The sequence below is a fragment of the Kocuria sp. TGY1127_2 genome (genome assembly GCF_013394385.1).
Classification (GTDB): Bacteria; Actinomycetota; Actinomycetes; order Actinomycetales; family Micrococcaceae; genus Rothia.
On the sequence record NZ_AP022834.1, the window covers coordinates 2,076,206 to 2,101,663 of the forward strand.

The following is a 25,458-nucleotide window of genomic DNA, read 5'->3' on the forward strand; positions in this document are numbered from 1 at the left end:
ATCACAGCACCGACAGAACTTGTGCGGTCATGAGACCGAAGAATGTACCCGCAAACGCCCCGATCAGGGCGAAGAGCACACCAACGGGTACGAGCTGGCGGTTGAACGCGCTAGCTACCACGGGTGCGGAGGCGATACCGCCGATATTCGCTGTACTGGCAACGGCCAGGCTGAATAGCTCCGTCCGGGTCAATTTGGCGTATACCACCACGATCCCGATGTGGACGATCATCACAATCACACCGGCCACCAAGTAGAGCGGAGCCTGTCCAAGCGACGCGAAATCGGACTGGGAGGCGATGATGCCGATGATCAGGTAGAGCATGACCATCGCAATTTCGCTGGATCCTGCGACGTTGCCGAGTTTCGTCGAGCCGATAACCAGCCCGAGGACGCTGACGATCAGAATGGTCCAGGTGCTCGAAGTGACCACGACGCCGATTTCCGGGAGCAATTCTCCGACTTTGGTTGCCGCGGAGGAGATGAAGATGCTGAAACCGATCACGCAGATCAGCGACACCAGATCGATCGGCTTCTGCGCGGGTCCTTCCTCGGCATTCGAATGGACATCGAGATAACGGGTATCGGCCTTGGTCCAGGCGTTGAATTTATCCGAAATCGAGACGGATCCGAACATGACCAGCAACCACACCGAGTACACAATCGTGTCGACGATGAGAACGTAACCGAAGACGTCCTGGGGCGCCTGCAGGATCGACTGCACAGCGACCATGTTGGCCGACCCGCCGGTCCAGGAAGCGGAAAGTGCCCCGAGCGCTTTCCAGGCCTCGGGATCAAGGACGCTGTGGAGGATCAGGTATGCGACCACGAATCCAACGAAAATACTGAATGCCGTGACCACGTAGGTCAGCAGAAGCTTGGGACCGAGTTTGATGATCTTGCGGACGTCGCATTGGAACAGAAGCAACAGGATCATTGCCGGCAGGAGAGCATCTTGGACTCCCGAGCCCAGGTCCACGACGTCGTCGCTCTGGCCGAATGCCCCCACGGTGTTCAGGAGCGCCGTGACGATGTACATGAGCACGAAGCCCGGAACGTATCGAAAGAATTTGTAGCGAGAGCGCTTCTCGCAAAACACGATGACGGCGGCCAGTGCAAGCAAGACCCCCAAGAAGAGGAAGCCATCGGTGATCATGCTCGTTTCCTTCCCGCACCCCCAGTAACAAAAAAGTCGGAAACACCGGGACAAAGTTGTCTGGTATTTCCGACTGGATCCGGTCCCCGCCGAGGGACCAGGCAATCAGGGGATGCCTGTTAAGTCTTGGTGGTCGCGCAACGATACTTGGTCGCCGCGTTGTGCAACGCGGTGATCAAGGCCCGTTGGGACGACCCGTGGTATCTGACGGAGATCTGTTCCGCCAGGCTTTCCTCCTCTTCGATGCTGGCCCCGACAATCAAGCTCCTGACGAAGGTATTCGTCAGCGCCAACGTCGCCGTGCATTCTGCATCGAGAATTCGGTGAGTGTCCGTGTCGATGACGAGCCCGATGAAGAAGAGACCGAACTGGTTGGTGATCGGGTTATTCGACGGGGACTTCGCTTCGCCTGTCACGAAGATCGAGGAACACATGCGTAAAACCTTAACCCAGATCACATTCAAAACATAGCTATTACGAGCCGACGGCGGATTCGCGTGCCGCGGCGACCCCGGTTCCGACCCAGGTGGTCACGCTATCGCGCGCAGCCAGTTCCCCAGCCAGGCTTTGGACTTCCTGCGCCGTGACCGCACGAATGTTGTCGTGGAGTTCGTCGAGGTCCGTGAAATGACCGGTGTCCAATTCGGATCGGCCCAGTCTGGACATCCGAGATCCGGCGTCCTCGCTGCCGAGAACCGTTGCGCCGCTGAGTTGTCCCGTGACCTTGTTCAATTCCGTTTCCTGCAGGCCCTTGTCCGCGAGCCGGTCCAATTCTGCTCTCATCAGGTCCACGACTACGGGCGCTTTGTCAGCGGTGCACCCCGCGTACATACCGAAATAGCCGGCGTCGGAGTAGGAACCACCGAAAGAAAATGTGTTGTAGGCGAGTCCGCGCTTTTCGCGGATCTCCTGGAACAGACGAGAGGACATCCCGCCGCCCAGGCACGCGTTGAGCACGGACATCGCGAATCTTTGCTGTGACCCAGCGATCAGACCCGTGGTGCCCAGAATCACGTTGGCCTGCTCAAACGGCCGGTCGACCGTGTGGCCACCGTATTCCGGCGAAATATCGGCCGGGTGGCGGACCCGTCTCGCCGCGGGAATCGCGCCTTCCGTGAGATCCCACCCGGCGGCCTCGAGGGCATCGAGAACGAGTCGGACGATTTCGCGGTGTTCGAGCCCGCCCGCCGCGGAGATGACCAAACGATCCGGAGTGTAATGCTTGTTGTAGTGTTCCCACACCGCTTCACGCGAGACGCTTGTGATCTCGGACGGTGTGCCCCCGATCGGCCTGCCCAAAGGGTGCTGACCCATGATCTTCGCGGTGAAGTTCTCGAAGGCCACGTCGGTCGGGTCGTCGAGGTCCATGGCGATCTCTTCCAGAATGACCCCGCGTTCCTGTTCGAGTTCGCGGGGATCGATCTTCGCCGACGTCACCATGTCCGCGATGACCTCCACGGCCATGCGCACGTCTTCGGATAGTACTCGCGCGTAGTAGCAGGTATGTTCTTTGGCCGTCAGCGCATTGGATTCACCGCCAACGGCGTCGAACTCTTCCGCGATGTCGAGAGCGCTGCGTGACGGGGTTCCCTTGAACAGCAGGTGTTCCAGGAAGTGCGTCGAACCGTACATGCCCGGTGTCTCATCACGCGAACCCACGCCGAGCCAGAACCCCAACGCGACGCTGCGCTGGCCAGGCATGCGTTCCGTCAGAACACGTACGCCTCCGGGCAGGACGGAACGGCGGACTTCGTTGCCGCCCTCCCCCGAGCACACGAGGCGCCCTTCCTCGTAATTCAGCTCTTCCACGAGGTCCTCGGGGTTCAAGCCCAATGCGTATGGCATGTATTCAGTCAGTTCCTCAGATTGATCAGGTGACAGGGGACGAGCCCGTTCGCAATGAGTTGTCGTCGATCGCGGCGGCCTCCGGCGACGAGTCTAAGGCCCCAGGACACGTCGTCCAATTCGACGAAAACCCCGGCGGGATCCTCTGGGATCCGACCGGGGTTTTCGTGGGAGAGATTCGGAGGAAATTACTCCTCGTCGTCACTCTCAGTGACGGTTGCGGTCTCTTCTTCGGAGACAACAGGGGCCAACGACAGCTTGCCGCGGTCGTCAACCTTGGTGATCTCGACCTGGACCTTCTGCCCGACGCCAACGACGTCTTCGACGTCGCTCACGCGATTGCCATCGTTGAGCTTGCGCAGCTCGGAGATGTGCAGCAGCCCGTCCTTGCCCGGAGTCAGGGACACGAAAGCACCGAAGGTCGTGGTCTTGACGACCGTACCCAAGTAGCGTTCTCCGACCTCAGGAACCTGGGGGTTGGCGATCGCGTTGATCGCCGACCGTGCGGCCTCAGCGGAAGGGCCGTCCACGGCACCGATATAAACGGTTCCGTCGTCCTCGATCGTGATGTCCGCGCCGGTGTCTTCCTGGATCTGGTTGATCATCTTGCCCTTCGGGCCGATGACCTCGCCGATCTTGGAGACGGGCACGTGCACCGTGATGATACGCGGGGCGAACTCGCTCATTTCATCCGGAACGTCGATCGCGGCCGTCAGCACGTCAAGGATGTGCAGGCGGGCTTCGCGAGCCTGCTTGAGCGCGGCACCGAGCACCGAGGCGGGGATTCCGTCGAGCTTGGTGTCGAGTTGGATCGCGGTCACGAATTCGGATGTACCCGCGACCTTGAAGTCCATATCGCCCAATGCGTCCTCTGCGCCGAGGATGTCGGTCAGAGCGGCGTAACGAGTTTCGCCGTCGACCTCGTCCGAGACCAAGCCCATCGCGATACCGGCCACCGGAGCGCGCAGCGGCACACCGGCGTTGAGCAGCGAGAGGGTCGAGGCGCACACTGAGCCCATTGACGTCGAACCGTTGGAGCCGAGCGCCTCGGAAACCTGGCGAATCGCGTATGGGAATTCCTCACGCGACGGCAGGACCGGGGTGATCGCGCGCTCCGCAAGCGCACCGTGACCGATTTCGCGGCGCTTCGGGGAACCGACGCGGCCGGTCTCGCCCGTGGAATACGGAGGGAAGTTGTAGTGGTGGATGTACCGCTTGGTCTTGACCGGAGAGAGGGAGTCGATCTGCTGCTCGAGCTTGAGCATGTTGAGCGTGGTGACACCCATGATCTGGGTCTCGCCGCGCTCGAAGATCGCGGATCCGTGCACGCGCGGCAGAACTTCTACCTCTGCCGTGAGCTGACGGATGTCGGTCAGTCCGCGGCCATCGATGCGGACCTGATCCGTCAGGATGCGCTGGCGCACGGTCTGCTTGGTCAAGGCGTTGAAAGCACCATTGACTTCCTCGAGGCGGCCTTCGAACTCTTTGCCTTCACCGGCGAGTTCCTCGGCAACTTCCTTCTGCAGGTTTTCGGAAGCGATCTCGCGCTCCTGCTTGCCCGCAATGGAGTAGACGTCCTTGATCTTTGAGGAGAACTTGGACTCGACTGCCTGGGCTACTTCGTCGGCGTATCCGCCGAAGCGCTCGATCTCCATGGCCGGCTTGCCGGCACGCTTGGCCAGATCCGACTGGGCATCACACAGCGCCTTGATGAAGGGCTTGGCTGCCTCGAGGCCTTCCGCCACGACGTCCTCGGTCGGCGCTGTCGCGCCGGACTGGACGAGGTCCCATGAGGTGTCGGTGGCTTCGGCCTCGACCATCATGATCGCGACGTCTTCGGTTCCGTCGGCCTTGGTCACGACGCGTCCCGCAACCGCCATGTCGAACACTGCGTTCTCCAGCTGCGAATGCTTGGGGAATGCAACCCACTGACCGTCGATCAGTGCGACCCGGACGCCGCCGACCGGTCCCTGGAACGGCATTCCGGAGAGGGTCGTGGACATCGAGGCGGCGTTGATGGCAACGGTGTTGTAGATTTCGTCAGGATCGATCGTCAGAACGGTCACGACGACCTGGACCTCATTGCGGATTCCCTTGCCGAAGGCAGGGCGCAATGGGCGGTCGATCAGGCGGCATGCCAGGATGGCGTCCGTCGAGGGGCGTCCCTCACGGCGGAAGAACGAGCCCGGGATGCGGCCCGCGGCGTACATGCGCTCTTCGACGTCGACCGTCAGCGGGAAGAAATCGAATCCTTCGCGCGGGTGCTTGCCGACAGCGGTTGCCGACAGCATGCTGGTTTCTTCGTCGATGGACACGAGCGTGGAGCCCGCAGCCTGCTTGGCCAAGCGGCCGGTTTCGAAGCGAACGGTGCGCTGGCCGAATTTGCCATTGTCGATAATGGCTTCTGCGAATTGAATCTCGGGACCCTCCAAGGGTCACCTCCATTTCTTGTACTTCGCGCGGACCCGCCTCGACTCGGTCTTCGATCGAGGCCCACGGATGAATACATCCGGAGGCCACTACCGAGGACCGCAAGGAGAGGATAGGCCCTACGCGTATTTTTTACTGAAGTCCCACGGATCCTTCCGTGGGAGCTCGCTGTGGGTAGCGAGAGGGCGGCGCTGCCGTCCGGTATCCAGTCTTCCATGTTTGGAAGCCGGATTCCGTCACAGCGGCGCCGCCCCTCACGCTTGTCGTCTTTATCGGCGAATTCCGAGACGCTGAATCAGCGCGCGGTAACGCTCGATGTCGATCCGACGCAGGTAGCCGAGCATGTTGCGACGGCGACCAACGAGAATCATGAGACCACGACGCGAGTGGTGGTCGTGCTTGTGGGACTTAAGGTGTTCGGTCAAGTCGCTGATGCGACGAGTCAGAACTGCAACCTGGACCTCGGGCGAACCGGTGTCGCCCTCGTGGGTTGCGTATTCCTTGATGATTTCCTGCTTGACAGCGGGATCCAGTGCCACTGATTAACTCCTAGAGTTAGTGCCGTGAACGGCCCGATACGGCGAATGCCGCCGGGAACCCAACGCACCGAGGACAGTCCCGGGCGGATATCGCCGCCCGAGGATCACGGAACGAGGGACGCCTGGCAACCACGGACTGCAGCCAGACGTACTCTCCAGCTTAGCTGATGGAACCGATCTGCGGAAGAACATCCGCCCGGACGGTGCGTTTCAGGGCTGTGAGACTCGCGACCCGGCGTGCCACGATGGTGCAATGATCGATTTCACCCAGTCTGCCGACATCGTGGCTCCCCAGCTTCTGGGGGCAGTAATTCATCGTGGGCAGGTCGCGATCAGATTGACAGAAGTCGAGGCCTACCTCGGCACCGTCGATCCGGCGTCGCACGCCCACAAAGGCCCGACGCCGCGGTGCGCGACAATGTTCGGCGCGCCTAGCCACCTCTATGTGTACGCGTCGTACGGGATTCACCGTGCCGGGAACCTGGTCTGCTCCCCTGATGGAACCGCCTCCGGTTGTCTGATGCGGGCCGGAGAGGTCGTTTCCGGGTGGGATGAGGTGCGTACCCGACGCGGCGAAAGCGTCCTCGACGTCGGTCTGGCCCGAGGACCGGGAAACCTGGGTTCTGCCCTGGGGCTCAGCTTGACGGACAACGGAACGCCGGTCCATCAGGCGGCTCGCGGAGACCACATCTCGGAGTCCACCGTCGAGTTCTGGATAGAAGAGGCTCGAGAACCGGTCGAGCACGTCAGAGGCAAGCGCATCGGCATCAGCAAGAATGCGGATGCTCCCTTGCGGTATTGGATCCCCAACGATCCGACGGTCAGTTCCCCGCGTTCGCGGCGGGTCGCGGTCGGCTGAGCCCGGTTTACCCCGACGAGGCGGCGATCCTGCGCAACGCCCTGACCCGACACGGCGCACGCACCATCGTCGTCTCGCAGGAGGGACCGGGTCACACCTTCAGCTGCTCCGCCTCGTAGGCGGCAACCGCTCGACCAAGTCGCGCCACGCCTTCGACGATTTCCTCTTCCGCGTTGGTGACGAAGGAGATTCGCATCGTGTTCCGGATGCTCGTGTCCACGTGGAATGAGCTGCCGGGCACGAACCCAACACCTTCCCGCATCGCATAAGGCAGCAGAGCGTCCGTGTCATAGGCCTCCGGCAATTCGGCCCACAAGAACATTCCCCCTTGGGGCGAGGTCACGCGAGAACCCTCCGGAAGAGCCTGGGGCAGCTCGCGAACCATCGCTTGCAGACGCTCGCCATAGACCCGGAGCTTCTCCTCATCGGATTGATGCGTCTCCGGATGAGCGAGATAGTAAGCGGCCGCATACTGATCCACCGTGGAGCTATGCAGGTCAATGGCCTGCTTGCCGACGATCATCGCGTCACGGATCGAGGACGGCACGCGTGCCCAGCCGAGGCGGATTCCCGGAGCAACGGATTTGGACAATGTCTGCAGGAGCGCAGTCTGCTCCGCCATGCCTTCGATCGCACAGATCGGCTCGAGCGCTTCACCGGAATAGCGGAGGCTCGAATACGGGTCGTCCTCGATCAGCATGGTTTGGGTCCTGAGAAGGATCTGGGCGACGTCGTGACGGCGCCGCGCCGACATCGTGCGGCCACTCGGATTCTGGTAACTCGGGATGAGGTAGACGAGCTTCGGTCGATGCGCTGCGATCGCCCGGTCCAGGGCTTCCGGGATCACGCCTTCGTCATCGCACTCGACGGGCTCAAAACGCGCTCCAGCCAACCCGAAGGTCTGCAATGCGGCCAGGTACGTCGGGTCTTCGACCAGGATGACGTCCCCTTTGTCGACCATCACCTGTCCCATGAGGGTCAGGCCCTGCTGCGAGCCCGTGGTGATCAGAATGTCGTCAGACTGGGAGGGAATGCCTTCGGACGTGAGGTTCGCGGCGATCACTTCGCGAAGCTCGAGCTCGCCCTCACTCGACGAATACTGGAGCGAACGCTCCGGCCGAGCCAGGGATGCCTCGTAGGCCGCGCGGATGGCGCCCAGGTCGAAAAAGGAGGAGTCCGGAATACCGCCCGCGAAAGAGATCACCCCGGGTCGACTCACCAGGTCCAGGAGCGCCCGGACCGGAGAATCTTCCGTATCCGCAAAATTGCGCGCGAGCCGTGGGGTGAATTCGGTATTTCCCGTAGTCATTATTCTTCTTTCCGCGTGTCGTGTGATTTCCTCGATGTCTCACATCTTGGTACAAATCATGAGGCCGGGCTGGGACATCAGTTTTCGGCGAGCCGCGCGGCCACGACGAATACCCGGCGGAACGGCATGACGGTCCCGTGGGCTTCGGCAGGGTAAGCCGTCCGAAGTGCCGCTTTGTATTCTTCGACGAACTCGCCCTTGACGGGCTCCGGCAGGGCGTTGAGCACCGGACGGGCCCCCGTCGAGGAGATCCAGTCGAATACAGGGTCCTCCCCCTGCAGAACGTGGAGATACGTTGTTTCCCAGGCGTCCACCGACCATCCCGGACGGGACAAGAGAGCCAAATACTCCCGGGCCCGGATGATTTTGTCCCGGAGCTTTTCGTCGATATGCCGGGCGTACTTCGGTTGGCCAGCGATCTCGCGCAGCAGAACGTGGGACGGGGCGTCGAAATTGCCCGGCACCTGAAAAGCGAATACACCGCCGCTCGGCAAGAGGTCTGCCACTTGCGGCAACCAGGTCTCGTGGCCGTCAACCCATTGGAACAGGGCGTTAGAGACAATGAGTTGGGGCTCCTCTCCTGCCCAGCCATGGACTCGGCGGGCGTCCAACCACTCTTTGACGTCGGCATGCTCGTACCGAGCGAAAGACTCCCCGCGCCCTTGGGCAGCGTCGATCATCTGCTGGCTGCTGTCGACACCGTGCACCACCGCCTCAGGCCAGTGTCCGTGAATGATCGGGGTGTCGGAACCGGGCCCACAGCCCAAGTCGACGACGTTCTGGACCGTGGTCAGCGGAATCCTCTGGAGGAGGTCCACGAGCGGGCGGGCTCGTTCAGAACCGAATTTGAGGTACTGCTCGGGGTCCCACCGTGTGCGTTCCTGTGCAGCGCCTGCCGAGTCCTGGGAGGACAATGTGCTCACTACTTGGCGGAGGTGCGCGAGGCGACGTCGCGCCCCAAGATGGCCGACGCGGCGCCGGTCGCGGCAGTCACCGTGTAAACACTCGGCCAGGCACCGATCTTCTTGGCCAGCGGATGGGACAGTCCGAAGGAGAGGACATAAATACCGGTCAGGGCCGCAGCCGTGCCGGTTCCCGCATTTTTCTGCCAGCCTTTGAACGCGGCCGCACCGGCAACAGCCAGAACGGCACCGCCGAGCGGGCGGTTTCCGGTTGAACGAGCTACTTTGTAACCTCCGATCAAACCTGCGGTAGAGAACAGCGTGGGGGCGAGAGCGGACATTTTCCGCCACCTTTCCTTCAAGACAATCTGACTTGTCCGGTATAGCGCACCACAGGAATGTTCGCCAATGAGACGTGATGATTCAGACCACCTTGAGCTCCACGAATCGGGTCTGAGCGGGATCCAGCTCGGGGAATTCTTCGCGCAATGCTGCGGCTGCCCGACGCACGCGCTCGCGGGTGACGTCCGCGATCGTCGAGAATTCGCTGGCCACCGTTGGCTTCCGCGCCGCATTGATCGGCTCGTCGAGTTGAACGAGGACGAACTTCCGGTTGCCACCGTCTTCCGCGTTCTGCCGCATCACCGCATGAGCCGTGGTGCCCGAGCCGGCGAAGAAGTCAAGCACGAGTGAATCTTTGCCGGTGGTGACCTGAAGGAGTCGCTGGATCAGGCGCACGGGCTTCGGGGTCTCGAATACGGCCGTGGTTCCGAAGAGCTTTCTGATGTCGTTTTTGGCCAGATGATTGTGCCCGGCGAAGTCGCGAGTCCAGAGGGTCGTCGGTACAACTCCGTCCTGAACTTCCCCAAGGTATCGCTTGAGTTGAGGGGCGCGTGTTCCGTCCGTGCCCCAATATATCCGACCCTCGTCGATCAAGCGCTGCATGGCCTGAGGCGAATATCCCCAACTCCGCCCGGGAGGCGGAAAATGCTTCGCCCCGGTCAGTGGGTTCACCACGGCGTAGTCCGCGGCCGGCGAATACGTGCGTACCGAGAGGTCACTCGTCCGGTAGAGGCCGCGACCATCGGCGTCGTCGTGGCGGTACGGCCGATTGGTTGCCTCGGTTCGGGGCAGGAGGTTGCGACGAAAGGCTGGTGATGCCGCATAGAGAATCAGGTAGTCGTGGACGACCGAGAAATTGCGGCAGTCGTTGGCCGGTGAGTATTTCTTTTCCCAGACGATCGTCGCGCAGAAATTCTCCTCTCCGTAAATCTCGTCCAGGAGCAGCCTGAGTCTGGGGGCTTCTGCGTCATCGATCGAAACGGCAATGACCCCATTGGAGGCGAGCAGCTCGCGCGCGGCTCGAAGCCTCGGGTACATGAGATCCAGCCAGAGCGAATGCCTCCGGCCTGCGTTAGAGCGAGCGGCACACCGCTCCGGCTCTTCGTGCACTCCTGCGGCGCGGTCCTCGACAGCCTGACTCCGGTGAAAAGAGTCTCGGTAGTCGGCCTTCGTCCCCACGTTGTACGGAGGGTCGATGTAGATCAGCCCGAAGGCTCCGGCATGCGTGCGCCTCAAGATTTTCAGGGCGTCGAGGCTGTCCCCCTCGATCACGAGGTTCACCTCCGCGACGGCGGCTCCACCTTTCCCCGGGGAATGGGGGACCAGGCGGGCGGATGTCGCGCTCTCCCCCAGCCTCTGGGATTCGGACTTGCCGGGCCAGGTAAGCCCGTATGTTTCGACGGGGCCTCCACCTGCGTTCCGGTGGGCCTGTGTTTGCACTCTTGCACCCCCACGTCGTGCCATGTACACTTTGCACACAAGGATAGCGAAGTTTTGCCATGTGCACTTGGTAGACCTGAACTCCGGGCGACCCGATTCTGGTGCAATGACTTCCGACTCCCTTGATCGCCAAACCGCGTTGCGACTCGGGAGCCTTCTGCAGTCCCATCGGGCCGATCTCGGTATCACTCAGGAGAAGGTGGCTCTGGAAGCGGGAATCTCCCGCCAGCACTATCAGCAAATGGAATACGGGTTCAGCGATCGAGCGACTCGGAGCCCCTCGAATCCCAAACTGCGATCTCTCATGAACGTCGTCGCAATCCTCGAGATTCCCCGGGAAGAGGTCCTCAAAGCGCTCTGGCCTGACGAGACCGAAGACGATCTCACCACCTAGCCACGTTACGGTCCGTCCTGCCGCCCCTGACTTAAACCGCACATGTGCGCAACAATTGATGTATGCAGAAGATGAACGTTGAATCCTTCAACTTGGACCACACCAAGGTCGCCGCGCCGTACGTGCGCATTGCTGACCGCAAAGAACTACCCGGCGGGGATACCCTCATCAAGTACGATGTCCGGTTCTCCCAGCCCAATCAGGGTCACCTCGAGATGCCGGTCGTTCATTCGATCGAGCACCTGACGGCCGAGCACATGCGCAATCACACGGAGGCCCTCATCGATTTCTCCCCGATGGGTTGCCAGACCGGGTTCTACGCCCTGACGCTCGGACTCGAACCAGATGCGTTTCTGCCGATACTGGAAGCGACGTTCCGCGACATACTCGACGCGACCGAGGTTCCCGCGGCCAACGAAACCCAGTGCGGGTGGGGTGCCAACCACACCCTGGCCGGGGCCCAGGGCGCGGTCGGAGGCTTCCTCGACCAACGTGAGGTCTGGGACGAGGTCTACGCGTGAGCCCAGCCCACAACAACCCGTGGTCGGACGACATGTGCGAAGCGGTGGCCGGCGGGATTGTCGTCCAAGTCGCCATGGACGAGGAAGCCTCCCCTTTCCTCGATTCCTGCGAGCACTTGGGTGAGCCGGTCGATTTCGGCCGAGCCCGCTACACTCCCCTGGCTCATCAGGGGCACCCGATCCTGTTGGTCCGGTCCGGCATCGGCCTCGTCAACGCGGCCAGCGCCGCGACTACGGCGATCGCCATATGCGAGCCGCGGGCACTGTTGTCTGCCGGTAGCGCGGGAGGCTTACGCCGGGACGTCGAGGTCGGCGATCTGGCAGTGGGAGACTCGTACTCATTCACGGATGCCGATGCCACCGCATTCGGCTACGAACGAGGCCAAGTCCCTGGCATGCCGGTCGACTACGCTTCGGATGAGACCTTGCTCGACGCTGCTCGCTCGGTCACTGCTCGCAAAGGCACACACCACGTGGGACAGATGCTCGCGGGAGGTTCCTTCGTCACCGAATCGAACGTCAAGGATGCACGCGAAGCTTTTCCTCACGCCATTTCGACCGATATGGAAACCACCGCGATCGCTCAGGTTTGCTCGAGTCACGGAATCCGGTTCTTGTCCGTCAGGGGCATCTCGGATCTTTGCGGCCCGTCGGCCGACCAAGACTTTCACATGGCCGTGGAGATTGTGGCACAGAGGTCGGCGGAGGCCGTCCTGGCCGTGATCCGTACGACCCACGCTCCGGACGCGTAAACTCGCGTCAGGAGACGACCACTGAATTTCAGGAGACCCTAATGCTTACTCACAACCTGCGCGATGGCCATGAGATCCCGGCCGTCGGTTTCGGGACCTACCCCATGTCCAATGCCGAGGCGGAGGCCAATGTCGCCGAGGCCATTATGCGCGGTCACCGCTTGATCGACACGGCCGCCCAATACGGAAACGAAGAAGGCGTAGGGCGAGGAATCCACAATTCCGGCGTCGACCGGGAAGAAATTTTCGTGACGACCAAGCTCGCGGGCAAGGACCACGGATACGAGCCGACCATCGCCGCTGCCAAGGAGTCCCTCCGGAAGATGGGTCTGGACTACCTGGACCTTTACTTGATTCATTGGCCCAACCCCAAGGTGAATCTCTACGTCGAATCGTGGAAAGCCTTGATCGCGCTCAAGGACGAAGGACTCGTCCGGTCGATCGGCACCTCCAATTTCCTGCCTGAGCACATCGACCGTCTCGGCGAGGAGACCAGCGAACTTCCGGTGGTCAACCAGATCGAGCTCCAGGTTCGACAGCAGCAGGAAAAGCTCCGTGCATATCACGAGAAGAATAAGATCGTGACTCAAGCGTGGTCACCGCTGGGACGCATGCAAGGCCTCGAGGACACCCCCGAACTGGGCGATATTGCCGACACCATCGGCGTGACCCCGGCCCAGGTCGTTCTTCGATGGATGGTCCAGAACAAAATCGTCCCGATTCCGAAGACCTCGACACCCGAGCGGATGGAAGAGAACCTCAACGTCTTCGAATGGGATCTCAGCCCTGAGCAGATGGACGTCATCAAGCGTCTCCACACGGGGATCGCATTCAAGGGGTACGACCCCCGCACCCACGAAGAGTTCTAGACACCGCATATACAGAAGCCCCCGCGAGGAATGTCCTCGCGGGGGCTTCTGTATATGCGGGTGATTGTCCTTCAGGCTTCGTCGGAGCCCAGCACGCGCCAAGCGTCGTCGACGTCCTTCGACATCTGACGGATCAACGCGTCCATGCCTTCATAGGCGACCATTGGCCTCAAATGCGCCACGAATTCCAGCAGCACATGTTGGCCGTACAAGTCGAAATCCTCGACCTCTTCGTGCGGCCGCCCCATCACGTGCGCTTCGACCTGCCGTGATACTCCTTCGAAGGTCGGATTCGACCCCACGGAAATAGCCACCGGCCACCGCATTCCGGCCTCATCATGGAGCCAGCCGGCATACACACCGTCGGCAGGGATCAATCCATCGGATACTGGAGACATATTCGCCGTGGGAAAGCCTAGTTCCCGTCCCCGAGCAGCACCATGGATCACTTCGCCGCGCATCCGGTGATAGCGGCCCAACAACTGGGTTGCGGCCTCAACGTCCCCGGCCGCGAGGAGTTCACGAATCCAGGTCGAAGAACACCGCCGATGCGGGTCTTCGTCATGCAGGTCGTTCAGGTCGTTGTCGGTCGAGAGGTCCTCGACCACGACGACCTCAAAGTCGTACTTGCCCCCCAGTTCCTGCATTGTGGTCAGATCGCCTGAATTGTCGCGGCCGAACCGGACGTCCGCCCCGATCACGACTTTCTTGGCGCGGAGACCTTCGACGAAGGTTTCCCGGATGAAATCCTCGGGCGTCTCGCGCGCAAATTCGAGGGAATACGGCAGCAGAACCAGGGCGTCCAGCCCAAGTTCTTTGAGAAGGTCCAGGCTGTCTTGCAGGCCCATGATGGGTAGGTGTGGGACGTCCGGTCGGTGCACCAAAGCAGGATGGGGATCGAAGGAAATCGCAACGGCTTGCAGCCCCGCGGAATGGGCTTCCGAAACGACCGTCTTGATGACGCGTGCATGGCCACGATGGACTCCGTCGAAATTTCCGATGGTCACCGCCGTGGGGCCGAATTCCTCCGGGATCTCGTCCAGGCTCCTGAAACAGTCCACGAATCTCCTCATGCCAGACCGCGGCTCGGTTCTCGAGCCGCGGCCATCAGTCTAGTCCTTGTGCGGTCGCACTGCCGTTCCCGAGGGGGCAGTTATGAACGCTTTTTACCGCGTTTGTTCCGGGGTGCGGCCTGCGGGGCACCCTGAGACATTTCGGTACGAATACGATTGGCCTTGCTGATCCAGGCGTGCCAGACCAGCAGGCAGGGCGGGATCACGAGGTCGAGCACCATGACCACGATCATTACGGCATGGGGAAGTCCGAAAATCGCCCACGAGAAGATTCGGCCTATTCCGCCGAGGAAGATCATGAGGCAGACGAACCACAGGACGTTGGCCCATTTGAACTTGACGGCAATCGCGACGAACGCTGCTCCCACGCCGCACAGAACCGCTGCGAGGGCTCCGTACGACGAGGCCACGGTGGCGCTGGAGTCCTCCGTCTCACCAGGCAATGAAGCCGTTCCGGCGAAGATCTGCCATACGCCGTATGCAATGATCACCAAACCATAGAGTGCAACGACGGCCCGGAAGATTCCCCAGTCCTGCTGTTTGCCGGGCTTGGACGACGTCTTGGCCGGCCCTGGGGTGCTGGATGTCTTCTTCCGGGTCTGTTCAGCACGAGGCTGGCGAGGTTGCTGCCTCGTCCGAGGTTCGGATGCCTCGGTCCGTCCCGGTCCTGCAGTCGAGGACGGCTCGGCGCTATCTCGCGACGTTCCGGTCGGACCGGTCGACTCCGATTCCGGGCTGTTTTCCCACGGGCCCCTGGGGTGGCCGTTCTGCTCGTTGTTGTTCTCCGGGCTGGACGGATGAGTCACGATTGGCTCCTTTCACGGAGTATCAGATCTGTCTTGCACCACTTTATGGCCGATGGGGCCGGTCATGGTCTACTTCGCGCGTTCAACGCCTCGGCCGGGTCGGTTTCGATACAGCCACAGGAGCCCGATAATAGGCAAGACCAAAGGCACATAGCCGTACCCGGAGCCGAAATGCGACCACACGGATGCCAACGGGAACAGATCCGGTCGAAGGTAGGAGAAGATTCCGACGGCGATCACGCCGCACAGCTCGATGGCAATGGCCCACACGGCCGCCCAGTACGCTCCCAGACCTTTGCGCGCCAAGGAAATGGTCGCGTAGATGTAGATCGCGGCGGCGACTCCGGAAAGGACGAAGGAGACGGGCGCCTCATCGAATTTGGCGATGATTTGGTAGAGCGCACGGGCCCCGGCCGACAGGGAGAATATCGCGTACACGGCCACCAGGAGCATTCCAGGGCCTTTGGATTTCGCGGCAGGGCCCCGGGTCTGATGTGCGGCGTTCGCCTCGACGTCGTTCATGTCAGTCATGACCTCTCTGATGGGTCTCTCGGGATGGGACTCAGTAGTAATACCACAGTACGTTCATGCGTTGGACCATCACGAGGATGATCGGTCCGGCAACGGCCAACATCAGCGTTGACCACCGGGTCCTTTCGGTCAGCGACCACACGAAAGTCCCTGCGGGAATCAGCATTGCGGTCAGCAGATAACCGTAATACTCCCAGGCATCACCCGAGGGCCCATCGGTCACTATTTGCATCACAATCGAGCCGATCAGATACACCACGAGGAAAGCCTCGAGGACCAGGACGGAGCCCTGTGAGAAGTCGTCCGGAACCTTGCCGCGGAGGAACTGCACCAAGCAGACCAGCGCCGACAAGAGGCCCAGGACCAGAGCGATCCAGAACCACAGATCATAACCCGCGATCATGAATCAGCCGTCCTTTCCGCTTCGACCGGAAAAGTCGTGCCCGATCGAAACACGAGGTGCGGAACCGCGACATCGAGCCCTCGGCGGCACTGGTTCTGGGCCAGCGCAACCAAGGTCCCGTCCGGGGCGAAACCCGCGGCCAATTCGCATGCCGGAACGATGTCGTTGGCTCGCTTCCCACTGGCCTCGGAGGCACCTGCCTCGGTCTGAGCGTTTGGGGGGATCCACCGGCCGTTCGAGAGCGAGGTTGCCTCGTCATTGTTCAGATTCCGGCGCACAAAGATTCTCTCCGCCGCACGTTCGACCGAAAGCATAGGGATGGTACGGCCTTCGTCCCTCGCCTGGGCCAGCTCTTCAAGCGTCGAGGAGTCGTCTATAGATACCTCGCCGATATTCAATCGGTTCAGGCGCGTCAGATGGCCTCCCACACCGAGCCGTGCACCCATGTCGCGGGCCAACGCCCGAATATAGGTGCCGGAGGAACACGAAACCGTGACGTCGACGTCGACCACGGATGTCTCCCTCGAGCCCTCGCATGTGGCCGTGACGCGCCGAATGTCATGGACGTCGAAGGAATCAATCGTAACCGGACGGGCCTCGAGCTCGACGTCCTGCCCCGACCGGACCCTGGCATACGACCTGACTCCGCCGACCTTGATCGCGGATACCGACGACGGAACCTGCAGGATCCGGCCCGTCAGTTCGGTGACCGCGGCGTTGATCGCGGATTCTTCGAGGGAGTCCACAGTGGCGGGGTCAGCGGTGATGCTCACCTCGCCCTCGGAATCGTCGGTCACGGTCCCCTGCCCCAGTCGGATCGTCGCACTGTAGGTCTTGGACTCGCCGCTGACCCAGGTGAGCAATTTGGTGGCCTTGTTGACGCCCAGAATGAGTACGCCGGTGGCCATCGGGTCCAAAGTCCCAGCGTGACCGACACGCCGCGTACCGATTATCTTCCGCATTCGGGCGACGACGTCGTGGCTGGTCAGGCCTGCTGGTTTGTCGACGACGACGAGGCCCGAGGGAACGTCATCGTGGCGGTCGCGATGCCGTGCCACCTACTCGGTATCCTCCGGTGCCTCGCGGACCTCGTTGGCCCCTGAATCGGGATCGCTGCTGGAGCCGTCTCCGAAGTCTTCCTCGACCGGATCGTAGGCGGTTCGAAGGTTGTCGCTGTCCCCGCGGGCAGCGTCCATGTGGGGCGTCGCGACGGCGTCGTCCGTGCCCTGTGCTTCCGTCTCTTCGTCCTCGCGTCGGTATGGATCGGCATCACCGGCGAAAGCTTTTCCTTCGGCGGCCTCGGCCAGTTCGGCGTCGCGGGCACGGGCCTGCCTCAAAATTTCCTCGAGGTGGCTCGCATTCACGGGAACTTCGTCCGCGACGAAAGTCAGCGTCGGCGTCAGGCGAGCCGTAATGTTCTTCCCGACCTCCGAACGGAGGATGCCTTTCGCCGATTCGAGGGCGGCGCGGGTGCCTGCCTGTTCCTCTTCGGTCCCGTAGACCGTGTAGTAAACAGTGGCGTGCTGAAGGTCATTGGTGACCCGAGCATCCGTGACCGTCACGAAGCCGAGGCGGGGATCCTTGATTCGGCGTTCGAGGGCTTGGGCCACGATGACCTTGATGCGGTCCGCCATGCGAGCCGCGCGGGCTGCGTCAGCCATGATCTCTCCTCATGTCATTGCGCCCTGATGGGCGCGGAAAATTGTGCATTCCGTGGAAAACGGGCCGGTGTCCAGGTTACTCCTGGACACCGGCCCGATGCTTCTTCAACCGCTACTCAGGCGGCAGGTCCTTCAACCACGCGATCAGTCGCGGGGCTTCTCCTGCATCTCCCACGTCTCGATCATGTCGCCTTCCTTGATGTCGTTGAAGGATCCGAGCCCAATACCGCACTCGTAACCGTCACGGACCTCGGTTGCATCGTCCTTGAAGCGACGCAGCGACTCGATGTTGAGCGAATCCGCAATCACGTTGCCGTCACGCACCAGGCGAGCCTTGGCATTGCGGCGAATGAGACCGCTCCGCACGATCGAGCCGGCGATGTTGCCCCACTTGGAAGAGCGGAAGACCTCGCGGACTTCTGCGGAACCAAGGTCGACTTCCTCGTACTCGGGCTTGAGCATGCCCTTGAGGGCCTGCTCGACCTCGTCGATGGCCTGGTAGATGACGCTGTAGAACTTCATCTCGACGCCTTCGCGGTCGGCGAGTTCGGTGACTCGCTCGGCCGGACGGACGTTGAAGCCGATGATGATCGCGTTATCCACGGTGGCCAAGTTGACGTCGTTCTGGGTGATAGCACCGACGCCACGGTGGATCACACGCAGCTGAACCTCATTGCCGTCTCCGACCTCGATCTTGAGCAGCGAATCCTCGAGAGCCTCCACGGCACCCGAGACGTCGCCCTTGATGATGAGGTTGAGCGTGTCCATCTTGCCTTCGGCCACGGCCTCGTCGAAGGACTCGAGCGTGACGCGCTTGCGGCGCTTGGCCAGTTGAGCGTTGCGGTCCGCCGCCTCGCGCTTTTCAGCGATCTGACGAGCAGTGCGCTCTTCCTGTGTCGACAGGAACGTGTCGCCTGCCCGCGGAACCGTGGAGAGGCCCAAGACCTGCACGGGGCGCGAAGGACCGGCCTCTGCGACGTTCTGACCGTTCTCGTCGAACATCGCTCGGACACGGCCGTGGGCAACGCCCGCGACAATGCTGTCACCGACGTGCAGCGTACCGGACTGGACCAGCACGGTCGAGACCGCACCACGTCCCTTGTCCAGGTTCGCTTCGATCGCGACACCGCGGGCTTCCTTATCAGGGTTGGCCTGCAGTTCGAGCGCGCCGTCGGCGGTCAGGCAGATGGCTTCGAGCAGTTCCTCGATGTTCTGGTTCTGACGAGCCGAAACGTCGACGAACATGGTCTCACCACCGTATTCCTCGGGCACCAGACCGTATTCGGTCAGCTGTCCGCGGATCTTGTCCGCGTTCGCGCCTTCCTTGTCGATCTTGTTGACCGCGACCACGATCGGCACGTTGGCCGCCTGGGCGTGGTTCAAGGCCTCAACGGTCTGGGGCATGACGCCGTCATCGGCGGCGACGACGAGCACGGCGATGTCCGTGACCTTCGCACCGCGGGCACGCATAGCGGTGAACGCCTCGTGACCTGGGGTATCGATGAAAGTGATCAGGCGGTCGGTGCCGTCCACATTGGTTGTGATCTGGTAAGCGCCGATGTGCTGGGTAATGCCGCCGGCTTCACCTTCGATCACATTGGTGTGGCGGATGGCATCCAACAGACGGGTCTTGCCGTGGTCAACGTGACCCATCACGGTGACTACGGGGGGACGCGCTTCGAGCTGCTCTTCGGTCTCTGCCTCACGCTCGGCGTCGAGGTTGATGTCGAAGGATTCGAGGAGCTCGCGCTCCTCGTCCTCGGGCGAGACAATCTGGACCCTGTAGCCCAGCTCTTCGCCCAGCAATTCGAACGTCTCCTGGTCCAAGGACTGGGTTTGTGTCGCCATCTCACCCAAGTGGATGAGGACGGTGACCAGTGCGGCCGGGTTGGCGTTGATCTTCTCCGCGAAGTCCATGACCGAAGCCCCGCGACGCATGCGTACGACAGTATCGCCGTTGCCCCGGGGAACGACGACGCCGCCCACCGCAGGTGCCTGCATCTGCTCCAACTCATGGCGCTTTGCCTGCTTCGACTTGCGCTGCTTCCGACGTGAATTTCCGCGTCCGAAAGCACCCTGGGCATTGCCACGTCCGCGACCGCCGCCGCGCGGAGGACCACCGGCACTCGGGCCACCACGACGGGGACCATTCCCCCCGCCGGGGCTGCCGCCACCGGGCCGTCCGCCGACGTTCGAGGGCATCTTGGCCGGCATCATGTTCGGGCTAGGACGATTTCCACCGGATGCGGCCGGGCGAGGAGCATTCCCCCGCTGGCCGCCTGCACCCGCGCCAGCGGCGGGCCGAGGTCCGGCAGGACGCGGTCCGCCCTGTCCCTGTCCTTGTCCCTGGGCGGGACGCGGTGCACCGGGACGCGGTCCGCCTTGACCCTGACCTTGTCCCTGGGCGGGACGCGGGCCACCGCGGCGATTGCCGTTGTTGCTGCCGCGCATGCCCTGCTGGGAGCTGAACGGGTTGTTGCCGGGACGCGGGGCACCGGGCTTGGGCGCACCTCCACGTGATGCTGCGGGACGGGGTCCTGGGGTCGGCACCGAGCCGGGCTTGGGCGCGGAGGAATCCGTGCGCATGCCCTGCTGGGAACTGAACGGGTTGTTGCCGGGACGAGTCCCGGGCTTGGGCGCGTTGCCCGATTTGGGAGCCGAGTCCTGGTCAGACTTTTCCTGGGCCTTTTCGTCGGACTTCGCGGATGCAGCCTCGGTCGGCGACGGAGTCGGTTCCGGCTGTGCTGCGGGCTTCTCTTCCGCAACGGCCGCCTTTTCTTCCGCTGCCGGCTTGGGGGCCGGCTTCCCTGCTGTAGCAGGGGTTGGCCCGGAAGGCTTGGGCTTCGCGCCGGGCTTGGGTGCAGCCGGCGTCGCCGGTGCAGGCGCCTCGGCCTTGTTGGTCTCGGCCTTCTGATCAGAGGGCTCGGATGTAGTGGACGCCTTCTTGCCTCCGGACTTTTTGCCCGGCTCAGAAGGTGACTGTGCGCGGTCCGCAAACGCGGCGCGCAGTTTTTTCACCACGGGGGGTTCCACCGTGGAGGATGCACCACGAACGAATTCGCCCAAGTCTTGAAGCTTGGCGATCGCTTCCTTCGAGGTGATGTTGAGCTCTTTCGCGAGCTCGTGAACGCGGGGCTTGGCCACATTACTCCTGTCTCGGTCTGCGCCGAAACAGGCACAAACCGCTTAATTCCGTATAAGGCTCCCGGCAATCACATAATTGCCTTGGGACTCGCCGTTTGCAGAGCACAGTGAAGTACTCATTGCGCGGCACTCATCGGGTTTCCATCGGTTTTCTACTCGCTTTCTTCAGACGCTTGTGCGTCCGTTGATTGAGCTAGGGGGTGTTCCTCAGTGGCCGCATAACGCCGCAGGACGGCGTTTTCTTCCGCGCACCACTGACCTTCGAGGTGTTCGGAATCGACTCGGGTACGGAAAGATCTGGCGAATGCCTTGGTCTTGACCGCCCGGTCCAAACACTCCTGGTCAGGGTGTAACCAGGCGCCACGTCCTTGAAAGGACCTTTTGGGATCCAGGACGACGACGCCAGTTTGCGCTCCCTGCGACCGTTGCAGGACCACACGTACTAGTGCGGTTTGATCTTCGCTCCGCCGACAGCCGATGCACGTACGAATACCGGGAGGGGAAGACATAGGCTTTCCCCTTTCCGGACCGCTCCTGCTTGCTCGGGCCGTCGCTCGCAGTCGATGACCGCATTCCAGTCTATCCCCCCACCGGGCGTTTCCCCCAAAGATTCGGCAAAATACACCGTCCCGTGTGAGGACCGTTACCAGAATGACCGGTTATTCGGCGAGATCCGCCGCCCGCGCCTTGGACTCGGAGACGATGTCGATGCGCCAATTCGTCAGTTTCGCGGCCAGACGTGCGTTCTGGCCTTCCTTTCCGATCGCCAGGGAGAGCTGGTCGTCCGGGACGATGGCCCGGGCCTGGAACCTGCCCTGGGGATCCACCTCGACCGAGGCGACTCGAGCGGGGCTCAGAGCGCCGGCAATGTAGTCGGCGGGGTCCTCGGAGTAGCTGACGATATCAATTTTCTCGTTGTTGAGTTCGGAAGTCACGGCTCGGACGCGCGAGCCCATTTCTCCGATGCAGGAACCTTTGGCGTTGATCCCTTCCCTCGTCGCCCTCACTGCAATTTTGGTGCGGTGACCGGCCTCGCGAGCGATCGACATGATTTCGACGGAACCGTCCTCAATCTCCGGCACCTCGTGTTCGAAAAGACGTCGAACCAAGTCCGGGTGGGAGCGGGACAGCGTGATCGATGGGCCCTTGAACCCGCGACGGGCTTCGACGACGAATGCGCGGATGCGGGATCCATGAGAGTAGCTTTCGCCGGGCACCTGTTCGTGCGGGGGAAGAACACCTTCCACGGTTCCCAGGTCGATCTGGACCATGTTGTTCCGACCGCCCTGCTGGATCTGCCCGGAGACGAGCTGCCCCTCACGGTCGCGGAAGTCGCCAAGGACCTGATTGTCCTCGGCTTCACGCAATCGCTGGAAAATCACCTGCCGGGCCGTGGCCGCAGCAATGCGACCGAAGTTGCGCGGAGTGTCATCGAATTCACCGATGACCTCGCCGTTTTCGTCGATCTCCGGAGCCATAATGCGCACGTGCCCTGTATCGCGGTCTACGATGGCACGCGCGTTGCGGATCGCACCGGGGTTCTTCTCGTACGCCAGCAATAGAGCGGACTCGATCATCTGGATCAGCTGACCGACTGGGATGTCACGCTCCTTCTCCAAGAGTCGGAGGTTGCTCATGTCGATGTCCATTGCTGGCCTTTCCTTGCTCTATGTGCCAAAGCACCGGAACGCTTCAGCGCTCCGGTACCCGACTGGGCCTGGATCCTGTGCTGGGCGGCCCCTGTGTTCCGACTTATTCTAGCCGGGATGTCCTAGTGGCTGAACTCGATTTCTACCTGGGCCGCTTCGACGTCCTCAACCGAGATCTCCTCCGGTTCCAGATACTTCGCCGGAACGCCTTTGGGAGTCTGTCTCCGACGTGCAATCGTCGCGGTACGACCGTCCGTTTCTTCGAGGCGCGCGACGAAGGTCTCGCCGCCCGAAAGGCGCAGACTGAGGAGCCGGCCTCGCGACCGCTTCCAGTGACGAGGCTCGGAAAGCATGCGGGTTGCACCGGGGGATGTCACCTCGAGCAGGTATGTCTCTTCCGGGTCTCCTTCGGTCCGGTCCAGGGTCTCGGAAATTGCTCCGGAGACCTCGGCGATGGTGTCCAGACTGACGCTGCCTTCCTCGTCTTCCTGAAGATCGACGACGACCGTCACGGTCTGGTTCTTTCCTGCGCCGCGGGCGCTGACCTCTTCGAGAACCAGGTTGAACTGCCCGACGACCGGCGCAATGGCCTCCCGCAAGGAAGGCAAGTCCAGCGTGTCGGACAGAGAATTCCTCGGATGAGCTTGGTCCGAGTATCCGGCGTTGGCCTTCATCCGAGCGGTCCGACGGCGTTGACGAGAAGTGTTCTTGCTGGTGGTGGACTTGGGGTTCGAGCCGTTGTTGGCCAAGAGACCTCCTGTAATGGTCATGTCATGTCCTCTCCCCAGGTTAGCGCCCACAGCCCTGCCCGACATGCCATGATGGTGAGTTGACCCAGGACCGCAACGCATCAGAGGAAACACGTTCGGATGAAAACTTCCGCCGCAAAGACCATTTTTGTTTTCTTGCTGATCGTGCTCTTGCTCCTGGCAGCAGTCTCAGGGTTCGTCTGGTGGCGAACCACACACAATCAGGGCGGCGTCGCAGCCCAACAGCAGGCGGCGGCGGAGCTGAAAAGTCTTCAAGCGGCCGTCCGGAGTTCGGGTGTCGCCGGGTCCCAGAAGGACAGCCTCGAATCGGATCTCCACGAGCAGCTCGATGCGCTGAATCGTTCAGCGGTCGAGGACGCCCAGCCTGAGGAGGATCACGCGCCTCAGGACGTACCCGGCCTGGCACAACGGATGACTCAGAGCTCACAACGCATTTACGATCTCGCTTCAAACACAGGCCTGTCCTCGGACGAGTCCGCCACTTTGACCTCCATCTCGGTCGGTCAATGGGCCACGGTCCAGCTCTTGAATGGAACCTTGGCCGAGGTCGAAGACCCGTCGTCGGCGGCGAGCAGGGAGCTCAAGGACCTCACCGGTTTAGGGCAGAACGAGGCGTTGAAGGCCGACGGGTTGTGCCCTGCCATGTCCGACGATGCCAAGGACAAGGCCTCCGGGGGCGCTGGTTCCCAACAAGCCGACGACGGATCGAATGCGGAAGATTCCGAAAACCTCACGAAGGTTCTGACGGGTCTCTATACGTCGACCTGGTCCGAGTCCTACTTCCAGGCCCGCCAGGACGTCGACAACATACCGAAAGACACCTCGGACCGGATCGTGGTCGCCGCCAAGATTCATTCTTCTCAGCTTCAGCAGCTGCGTGCCGGGTTGGATCAGAATTGCTCCGCGATGCCGCAGCCGAAGGCCGCCTACAAACTCCCCCATGGTGCTGCACGGGAGCCGGGGAAAATCATGGCCGAACAGGCGGATCATCTCGGCAGCGAATCGATCGGGGTGATCCGATCCCAGAAGCCGGGTAAGTCCGATGCTCAGGGATCTGGTTCCTGGACCGCTTGGGGCGCCCGTTCGCTGGCTCTCAACACCGCGATCTCGACCCAGATCAGCGGGGATGTGCCGGCCCTGCCCGGAATTTCCTGACGGATGGCCCCACAGCGGGGTACTGGAATCGGGCGCTGAACAAGTCTCGTCCCTATGCGATCACGTCGCCGTAAACATCCCAGCCGGTTTTGACGATCAAAACGGCCACCACGGCCAGGAACACGACGCGGATAAACCTGTTCCCTTGAGACACGGCACTTCTGGCCCCGGTATAGCCTCCGGCCATGTTGGCGATTCCCAGAAGCAGTCCCAGAGCCCAGACCACCGAACCGTGGAACCCGAAAAACGCCAAGGCACCGAGATTCGTCGCCATGTTGACGACTTTGGCCTGCGCGCTGGCCCGCAAGAAGTTCTGGCCGAGCAGCGTGATGAGACCGATGATCAGAAATGACCCCGTTCCTGGGCCGAGAACACCGTCGTAGAAACCTATGACGAGTCCCAGCGCCGTCGAACGAACGAGCACAGTCCGGGAATCCATCGTGGGCTTGGTCAATGTCCCCGCATTCGGTTTGAGCACGGTGAACACGGCCACCGCGACCAGGGCCGCGAGGATCACGGGTTTGAAAACTGCTTGGGGCAGGGATGCGGCCACCGCGGCTCCCGCGAAACTGCCGAAGAAGGCGACGCCCGCCATCGGCAACGAGGGCCGGAGAGGCGTCGTCGTGCGACGGAAGTACGTCACCGCGCTGGTGCTGGTTCCGAGCAGAGAACCGAATTTGTTGGTTGCGAGGGCCTGCACCGGAGTCATGCCCGGGATCATGAGCACAACGGGCAATTGAATCAGACCGCCACCGCCCACCACGGCATCAACCCAACCGGCCAGGAATCCGCCGACGAGTACAAGAACCAGGGTGCTCGGATCCAGGGATTCGATTCCCGCGATCACCTTCCGAGTACCCCTCTTTCATTCAGCTCTTTCGTTCAGCGGCTCACGTCATAGATCGCGG

General features: G+C 61.9%; 25 protein-coding genes and 1 pseudogene. 6 read left to right on the forward strand and 20 right to left on the reverse strand.

The features are described 5' to 3' along the window. Nucleotide 1 precedes the first annotated feature (1 nt). The 5 genes from sake_RS09270 to rpsO all read right to left on the reverse strand — a co-directional run bounded on the left by sake_RS09270 (nt 2) and on the right by rpsO (nt 5,970). Nucleotides 2-1,156 carry a DUF819 domain-containing protein gene (locus tag sake_RS09270; protein ID WP_129360609.1) on the reverse strand — a complete coding sequence of 385 codons (1,155 nt, stop codon included), beginning with the start codon at nt 1,154-1,156 and terminating at the stop codon, nt 2-4. 119 nt (nt 1,157-1,275) lie between these two features. Further along, a complete protein-coding gene (locus sake_RS09275) occupies nt 1,276-1,590 on the reverse strand; it encodes a DUF3870 domain-containing protein (protein ID WP_129360610.1) in 315 nt (104 codons plus the stop codon). A gap of 40 nt (nt 1,591-1,630) precedes the next feature. Beyond that, nucleotides 1,631-3,001, reverse strand: a complete 1,371-nt coding sequence (locus tag sake_RS09280; RefSeq protein WP_129360611.1) for a pitrilysin family protein — start codon at nt 2,999-3,001, stop codon at nt 1,631-1,633. 188 nt (nt 3,002-3,189) lie between these two features. Beyond that, on the reverse strand, nt 3,190-5,433 hold the full coding sequence (locus sake_RS09285) for a polyribonucleotide nucleotidyltransferase (protein WP_178945875.1): 2,244 nt from the start codon (nt 5,431-5,433) through the stop codon (nt 3,190-3,192). 267 nt (nt 5,434-5,700) lie between these two features. Next, entirely contained in the window at nt 5,701-5,970 is a 270-nt protein-coding gene (gene rpsO / locus sake_RS09290; protein ID WP_129360613.1) for a 30S ribosomal protein S15, read from the reverse strand. Between the two features lie 253 nt (nt 5,971-6,223). Here rpsO and sake_RS09295 point away from each other — a divergent pair, with 253 nt between their 5' ends. Continuing rightward, on the forward strand, nt 6,224-6,829 hold the full coding sequence (locus tag sake_RS09295; RefSeq protein ID WP_178945876.1) for a DNA-3-methyladenine glycosylase: 606 nt from the start codon (nt 6,224-6,226) through the stop codon (nt 6,827-6,829). A 91-nt stretch (nt 6,830-6,920) separates the two neighbouring features. Here the strand turns inward: sake_RS09295 and sake_RS09300 are convergent, their stop codons facing one another. From sake_RS09300 to sake_RS09315, 4 genes are all read right to left on the reverse strand, one after another. After that, nucleotides 6,921-8,138 (reverse strand): PLP-dependent aminotransferase family protein, encoded by a 1,218-nt coding sequence (locus tag sake_RS09300; protein WP_178945877.1) that lies wholly within the window; start codon nt 8,136-8,138, stop codon nt 6,921-6,923. Nucleotides 8,139-8,215: 77 nt separating this feature from the next. Next, entirely contained in the window at nt 8,216-9,061 is an 846-nt protein-coding gene (locus sake_RS09305; protein WP_238147706.1) for a methyltransferase domain-containing protein, read from the reverse strand. Further along, complete coding sequence (locus sake_RS09310) at nt 9,061-9,381, reverse strand: hypothetical protein (protein ID WP_129360617.1); 321 nt, start codon at nt 9,379-9,381, stop codon at nt 9,061-9,063. The genes sake_RS09305 and sake_RS09310 overlap by 1 nt, the downstream gene beginning before the upstream one ends. A gap of 82 nt (nt 9,382-9,463) precedes the next feature. Further along, entirely contained in the window at nt 9,464-10,822 is a 1,359-nt protein-coding gene (locus sake_RS09315; RefSeq protein WP_178945878.1) for a site-specific DNA-methyltransferase, read from the reverse strand. Nucleotides 10,823-10,928: 106 nt separating this feature from the next. Between sake_RS09315 and sake_RS09320 the strand changes: the two genes are divergently transcribed. The 4 genes from sake_RS09320 (at nt 10,929) to sake_RS09335 (ending at nt 13,358) form a co-directional block, all read left to right on the forward strand. Then, on the forward strand, nt 10,929-11,216 hold the full coding sequence (locus tag sake_RS09320; protein ID WP_178945879.1) for a helix-turn-helix transcriptional regulator: 288 nt from the start codon (nt 10,929-10,931) through the stop codon (nt 11,214-11,216). 62 nt (nt 11,217-11,278) lie between these two features. Then, nucleotides 11,279-11,737 carry an S-ribosylhomocysteine lyase gene (locus tag sake_RS09325; RefSeq protein WP_129360620.1) on the forward strand — a complete coding sequence of 153 codons (459 nt, stop codon included), beginning with the start codon at nt 11,279-11,281 and terminating at the stop codon, nt 11,735-11,737. Then, nucleotides 11,734-12,489, forward strand: a complete 756-nt coding sequence (gene mtnN, locus sake_RS09330; RefSeq protein ID WP_243155674.1) for a 5'-methylthioadenosine/S-adenosylhomocysteine nucleosidase — start codon at nt 11,734-11,736, stop codon at nt 12,487-12,489. The genes sake_RS09325 and mtnN overlap by 4 nt, the downstream gene beginning before the upstream one ends. Before the next feature lie 41 nt (nt 12,490-12,530). After that, a complete protein-coding gene (locus sake_RS09335) occupies nt 12,531-13,358 on the forward strand; it encodes an aldo/keto reductase (protein WP_129360621.1) in 828 nt (275 codons plus the stop codon). Between the two features lie 71 nt (nt 13,359-13,429). Here the strand turns inward: sake_RS09335 and sake_RS09340 are convergent, their stop codons facing one another. The 10 genes and pseudogenes from sake_RS09340 to rimP form a co-directional block, all read right to left on the reverse strand. Next, nucleotides 13,430-14,419, reverse strand: coding sequence for a bifunctional riboflavin kinase/FAD synthetase (locus sake_RS09340; protein ID WP_243155675.1), 990 nt, complete (start codon nt 14,417-14,419; stop codon nt 13,430-13,432). Nucleotides 14,420-14,511: 92 nt separating this feature from the next. Continuing rightward, nucleotides 14,512-15,237, reverse strand: coding sequence for a DUF4345 domain-containing protein (locus tag sake_RS09345; protein ID WP_243155676.1), 726 nt, complete (start codon nt 15,235-15,237; stop codon nt 14,512-14,514). A 69-nt stretch (nt 15,238-15,306) separates the two neighbouring features. Next, a complete protein-coding gene (locus tag sake_RS09350; protein ID WP_129360624.1) occupies nt 15,307-15,768 on the reverse strand; it encodes a hypothetical protein in 462 nt (153 codons plus the stop codon). Between the two features lie 31 nt (nt 15,769-15,799). Beyond that, on the reverse strand, nt 15,800-16,171 hold the full coding sequence (locus sake_RS09355; protein WP_129360625.1) for a hypothetical protein: 372 nt from the start codon (nt 16,169-16,171) through the stop codon (nt 15,800-15,802). Further along, nucleotides 16,168-17,229 carry a tRNA pseudouridine(55) synthase TruB gene (gene truB / locus sake_RS09360; RefSeq protein WP_178945881.1) on the reverse strand — a complete coding sequence of 354 codons (1,062 nt, stop codon included), beginning with the start codon at nt 17,227-17,229 and terminating at the stop codon, nt 16,168-16,170. Before truB ends, sake_RS09355 begins: the two co-directional genes overlap by 4 nt. A 168-nt stretch (nt 17,230-17,397) precedes the next feature. Next, a pseudogene (gene rbfA / locus sake_RS09365) lies at nt 17,398-17,832 on the reverse strand (30S ribosome-binding factor RbfA); the annotation flags it as partial. Nucleotides 17,833-17,976: 144 nt separating this feature from the next. Further along, entirely contained in the window at nt 17,977-20,976 is a 3,000-nt protein-coding gene (gene infB, locus sake_RS09370; RefSeq protein WP_178945883.1) for a translation initiation factor IF-2, read from the reverse strand. A 152-nt stretch (nt 20,977-21,128) separates the two neighbouring features. Next, nucleotides 21,129-21,485 (reverse strand): YlxR family protein, encoded by a 357-nt coding sequence (locus sake_RS09375; protein WP_129360629.1) that lies wholly within the window; start codon nt 21,483-21,485, stop codon nt 21,129-21,131. A 150-nt stretch (nt 21,486-21,635) separates the two neighbouring features. Beyond that, complete coding sequence (gene nusA / locus sake_RS09380; RefSeq protein WP_129360630.1) at nt 21,636-22,625, reverse strand: transcription termination factor NusA; 990 nt, start codon at nt 22,623-22,625, stop codon at nt 21,636-21,638. Between the two features lie 122 nt (nt 22,626-22,747). Further along, nucleotides 22,748-23,395: a ribosome maturation factor RimP gene (gene rimP / locus sake_RS09385; RefSeq protein ID WP_165001019.1), complete on the reverse strand. Its 648-nt coding sequence runs from the start codon at nt 23,393-23,395 to the stop codon at nt 22,748-22,750. Between the two features lie 99 nt (nt 23,396-23,494). Between rimP and sake_RS09390 the strand changes: the two genes are divergently transcribed. Then, nucleotides 23,495-24,550, forward strand: coding sequence for a hypothetical protein (locus tag sake_RS09390; RefSeq protein WP_178945884.1), 1,056 nt, complete (start codon nt 23,495-23,497; stop codon nt 24,548-24,550). A gap of 52 nt (nt 24,551-24,602) precedes the next feature. Here sake_RS09390 and sake_RS09395 read toward each other — a convergent pair whose 3' ends face one another. Continuing rightward, nucleotides 24,603-25,397: a TSUP family transporter gene (locus sake_RS09395; protein ID WP_129360633.1), complete on the reverse strand. Its 795-nt coding sequence runs from the start codon at nt 25,395-25,397 to the stop codon at nt 24,603-24,605. Between the last annotated feature and the right edge of the window lie 61 nt (nt 25,398-25,458).

What these genes read in the sequence shown, in the direction of transcription:
- sake_RS09270 (WP_129360609.1), bottom strand. Translation starts at nt 1,156, where the DNA reads ATGATCACCGATGGCTTCCTCTTCTTGGGGGTCTTGCTTGCACTGGCC.
- sake_RS09275 (WP_129360610.1), bottom strand. Translation starts at nt 1,590, where the DNA reads ATGTGTTCCTCGATCTTCGTGACAGGCGAAGCGAAGTCCCCGTCGAAT.
- sake_RS09280 (WP_129360611.1), bottom strand. Translation starts at nt 3,001, where the DNA reads ATGCCATACGCATTGGGCTTGAACCCCGAGGACCTCGTGGAAGAGCTG.
- sake_RS09295 (WP_178945876.1), top strand. Translation starts at nt 6,224, where the DNA reads ATGATCGATTTCACCCAGTCTGCCGACATCGTGGCTCCCCAGCTTCTG.
- sake_RS09300 (WP_178945877.1), bottom strand. Translation starts at nt 8,138, where the DNA reads ATGACTACGGGAAATACCGAATTCACCCCACGGCTCGCGCGCAATTTT.
- sake_RS09310 (WP_129360617.1), bottom strand. Translation starts at nt 9,381, where the DNA reads ATGTCCGCTCTCGCCCCCACGCTGTTCTCTACCGCAGGTTTGATCGGA.
- sake_RS09320 (WP_178945879.1), top strand. Translation starts at nt 10,929, where the DNA reads ATGACTTCCGACTCCCTTGATCGCCAAACCGCGTTGCGACTCGGGAGC.
- sake_RS09325 (WP_129360620.1), top strand. Translation starts at nt 11,279, where the DNA reads ATGCAGAAGATGAACGTTGAATCCTTCAACTTGGACCACACCAAGGTC.
- sake_RS09335 (WP_129360621.1), top strand. Translation starts at nt 12,531, where the DNA reads ATGCTTACTCACAACCTGCGCGATGGCCATGAGATCCCGGCCGTCGGT.
- sake_RS09350 (WP_129360624.1), bottom strand. Translation starts at nt 15,768, where the DNA reads ATGACTGACATGAACGACGTCGAGGCGAACGCCGCACATCAGACCCGG.
- sake_RS09355 (WP_129360625.1), bottom strand. Translation starts at nt 16,171, where the DNA reads ATGATCGCGGGTTATGATCTGTGGTTCTGGATCGCTCTGGTCCTGGGC.
- sake_RS09375 (WP_129360629.1), bottom strand. Translation starts at nt 21,485, where the DNA reads ATGTCTTCCCCTCCCGGTATTCGTACGTGCATCGGCTGTCGGCGGAGC.
- nusA (WP_129360630.1), bottom strand. Translation starts at nt 22,625, where the DNA reads ATGGACATCGACATGAGCAACCTCCGACTCTTGGAGAAGGAGCGTGAC.
- rimP (WP_165001019.1), bottom strand. Translation starts at nt 23,395, where the DNA reads ATGACCATTACAGGAGGTCTCTTGGCCAACAACGGCTCGAACCCCAAG.
- sake_RS09390 (WP_178945884.1), top strand. Translation starts at nt 23,495, where the DNA reads ATGAAAACTTCCGCCGCAAAGACCATTTTTGTTTTCTTGCTGATCGTG.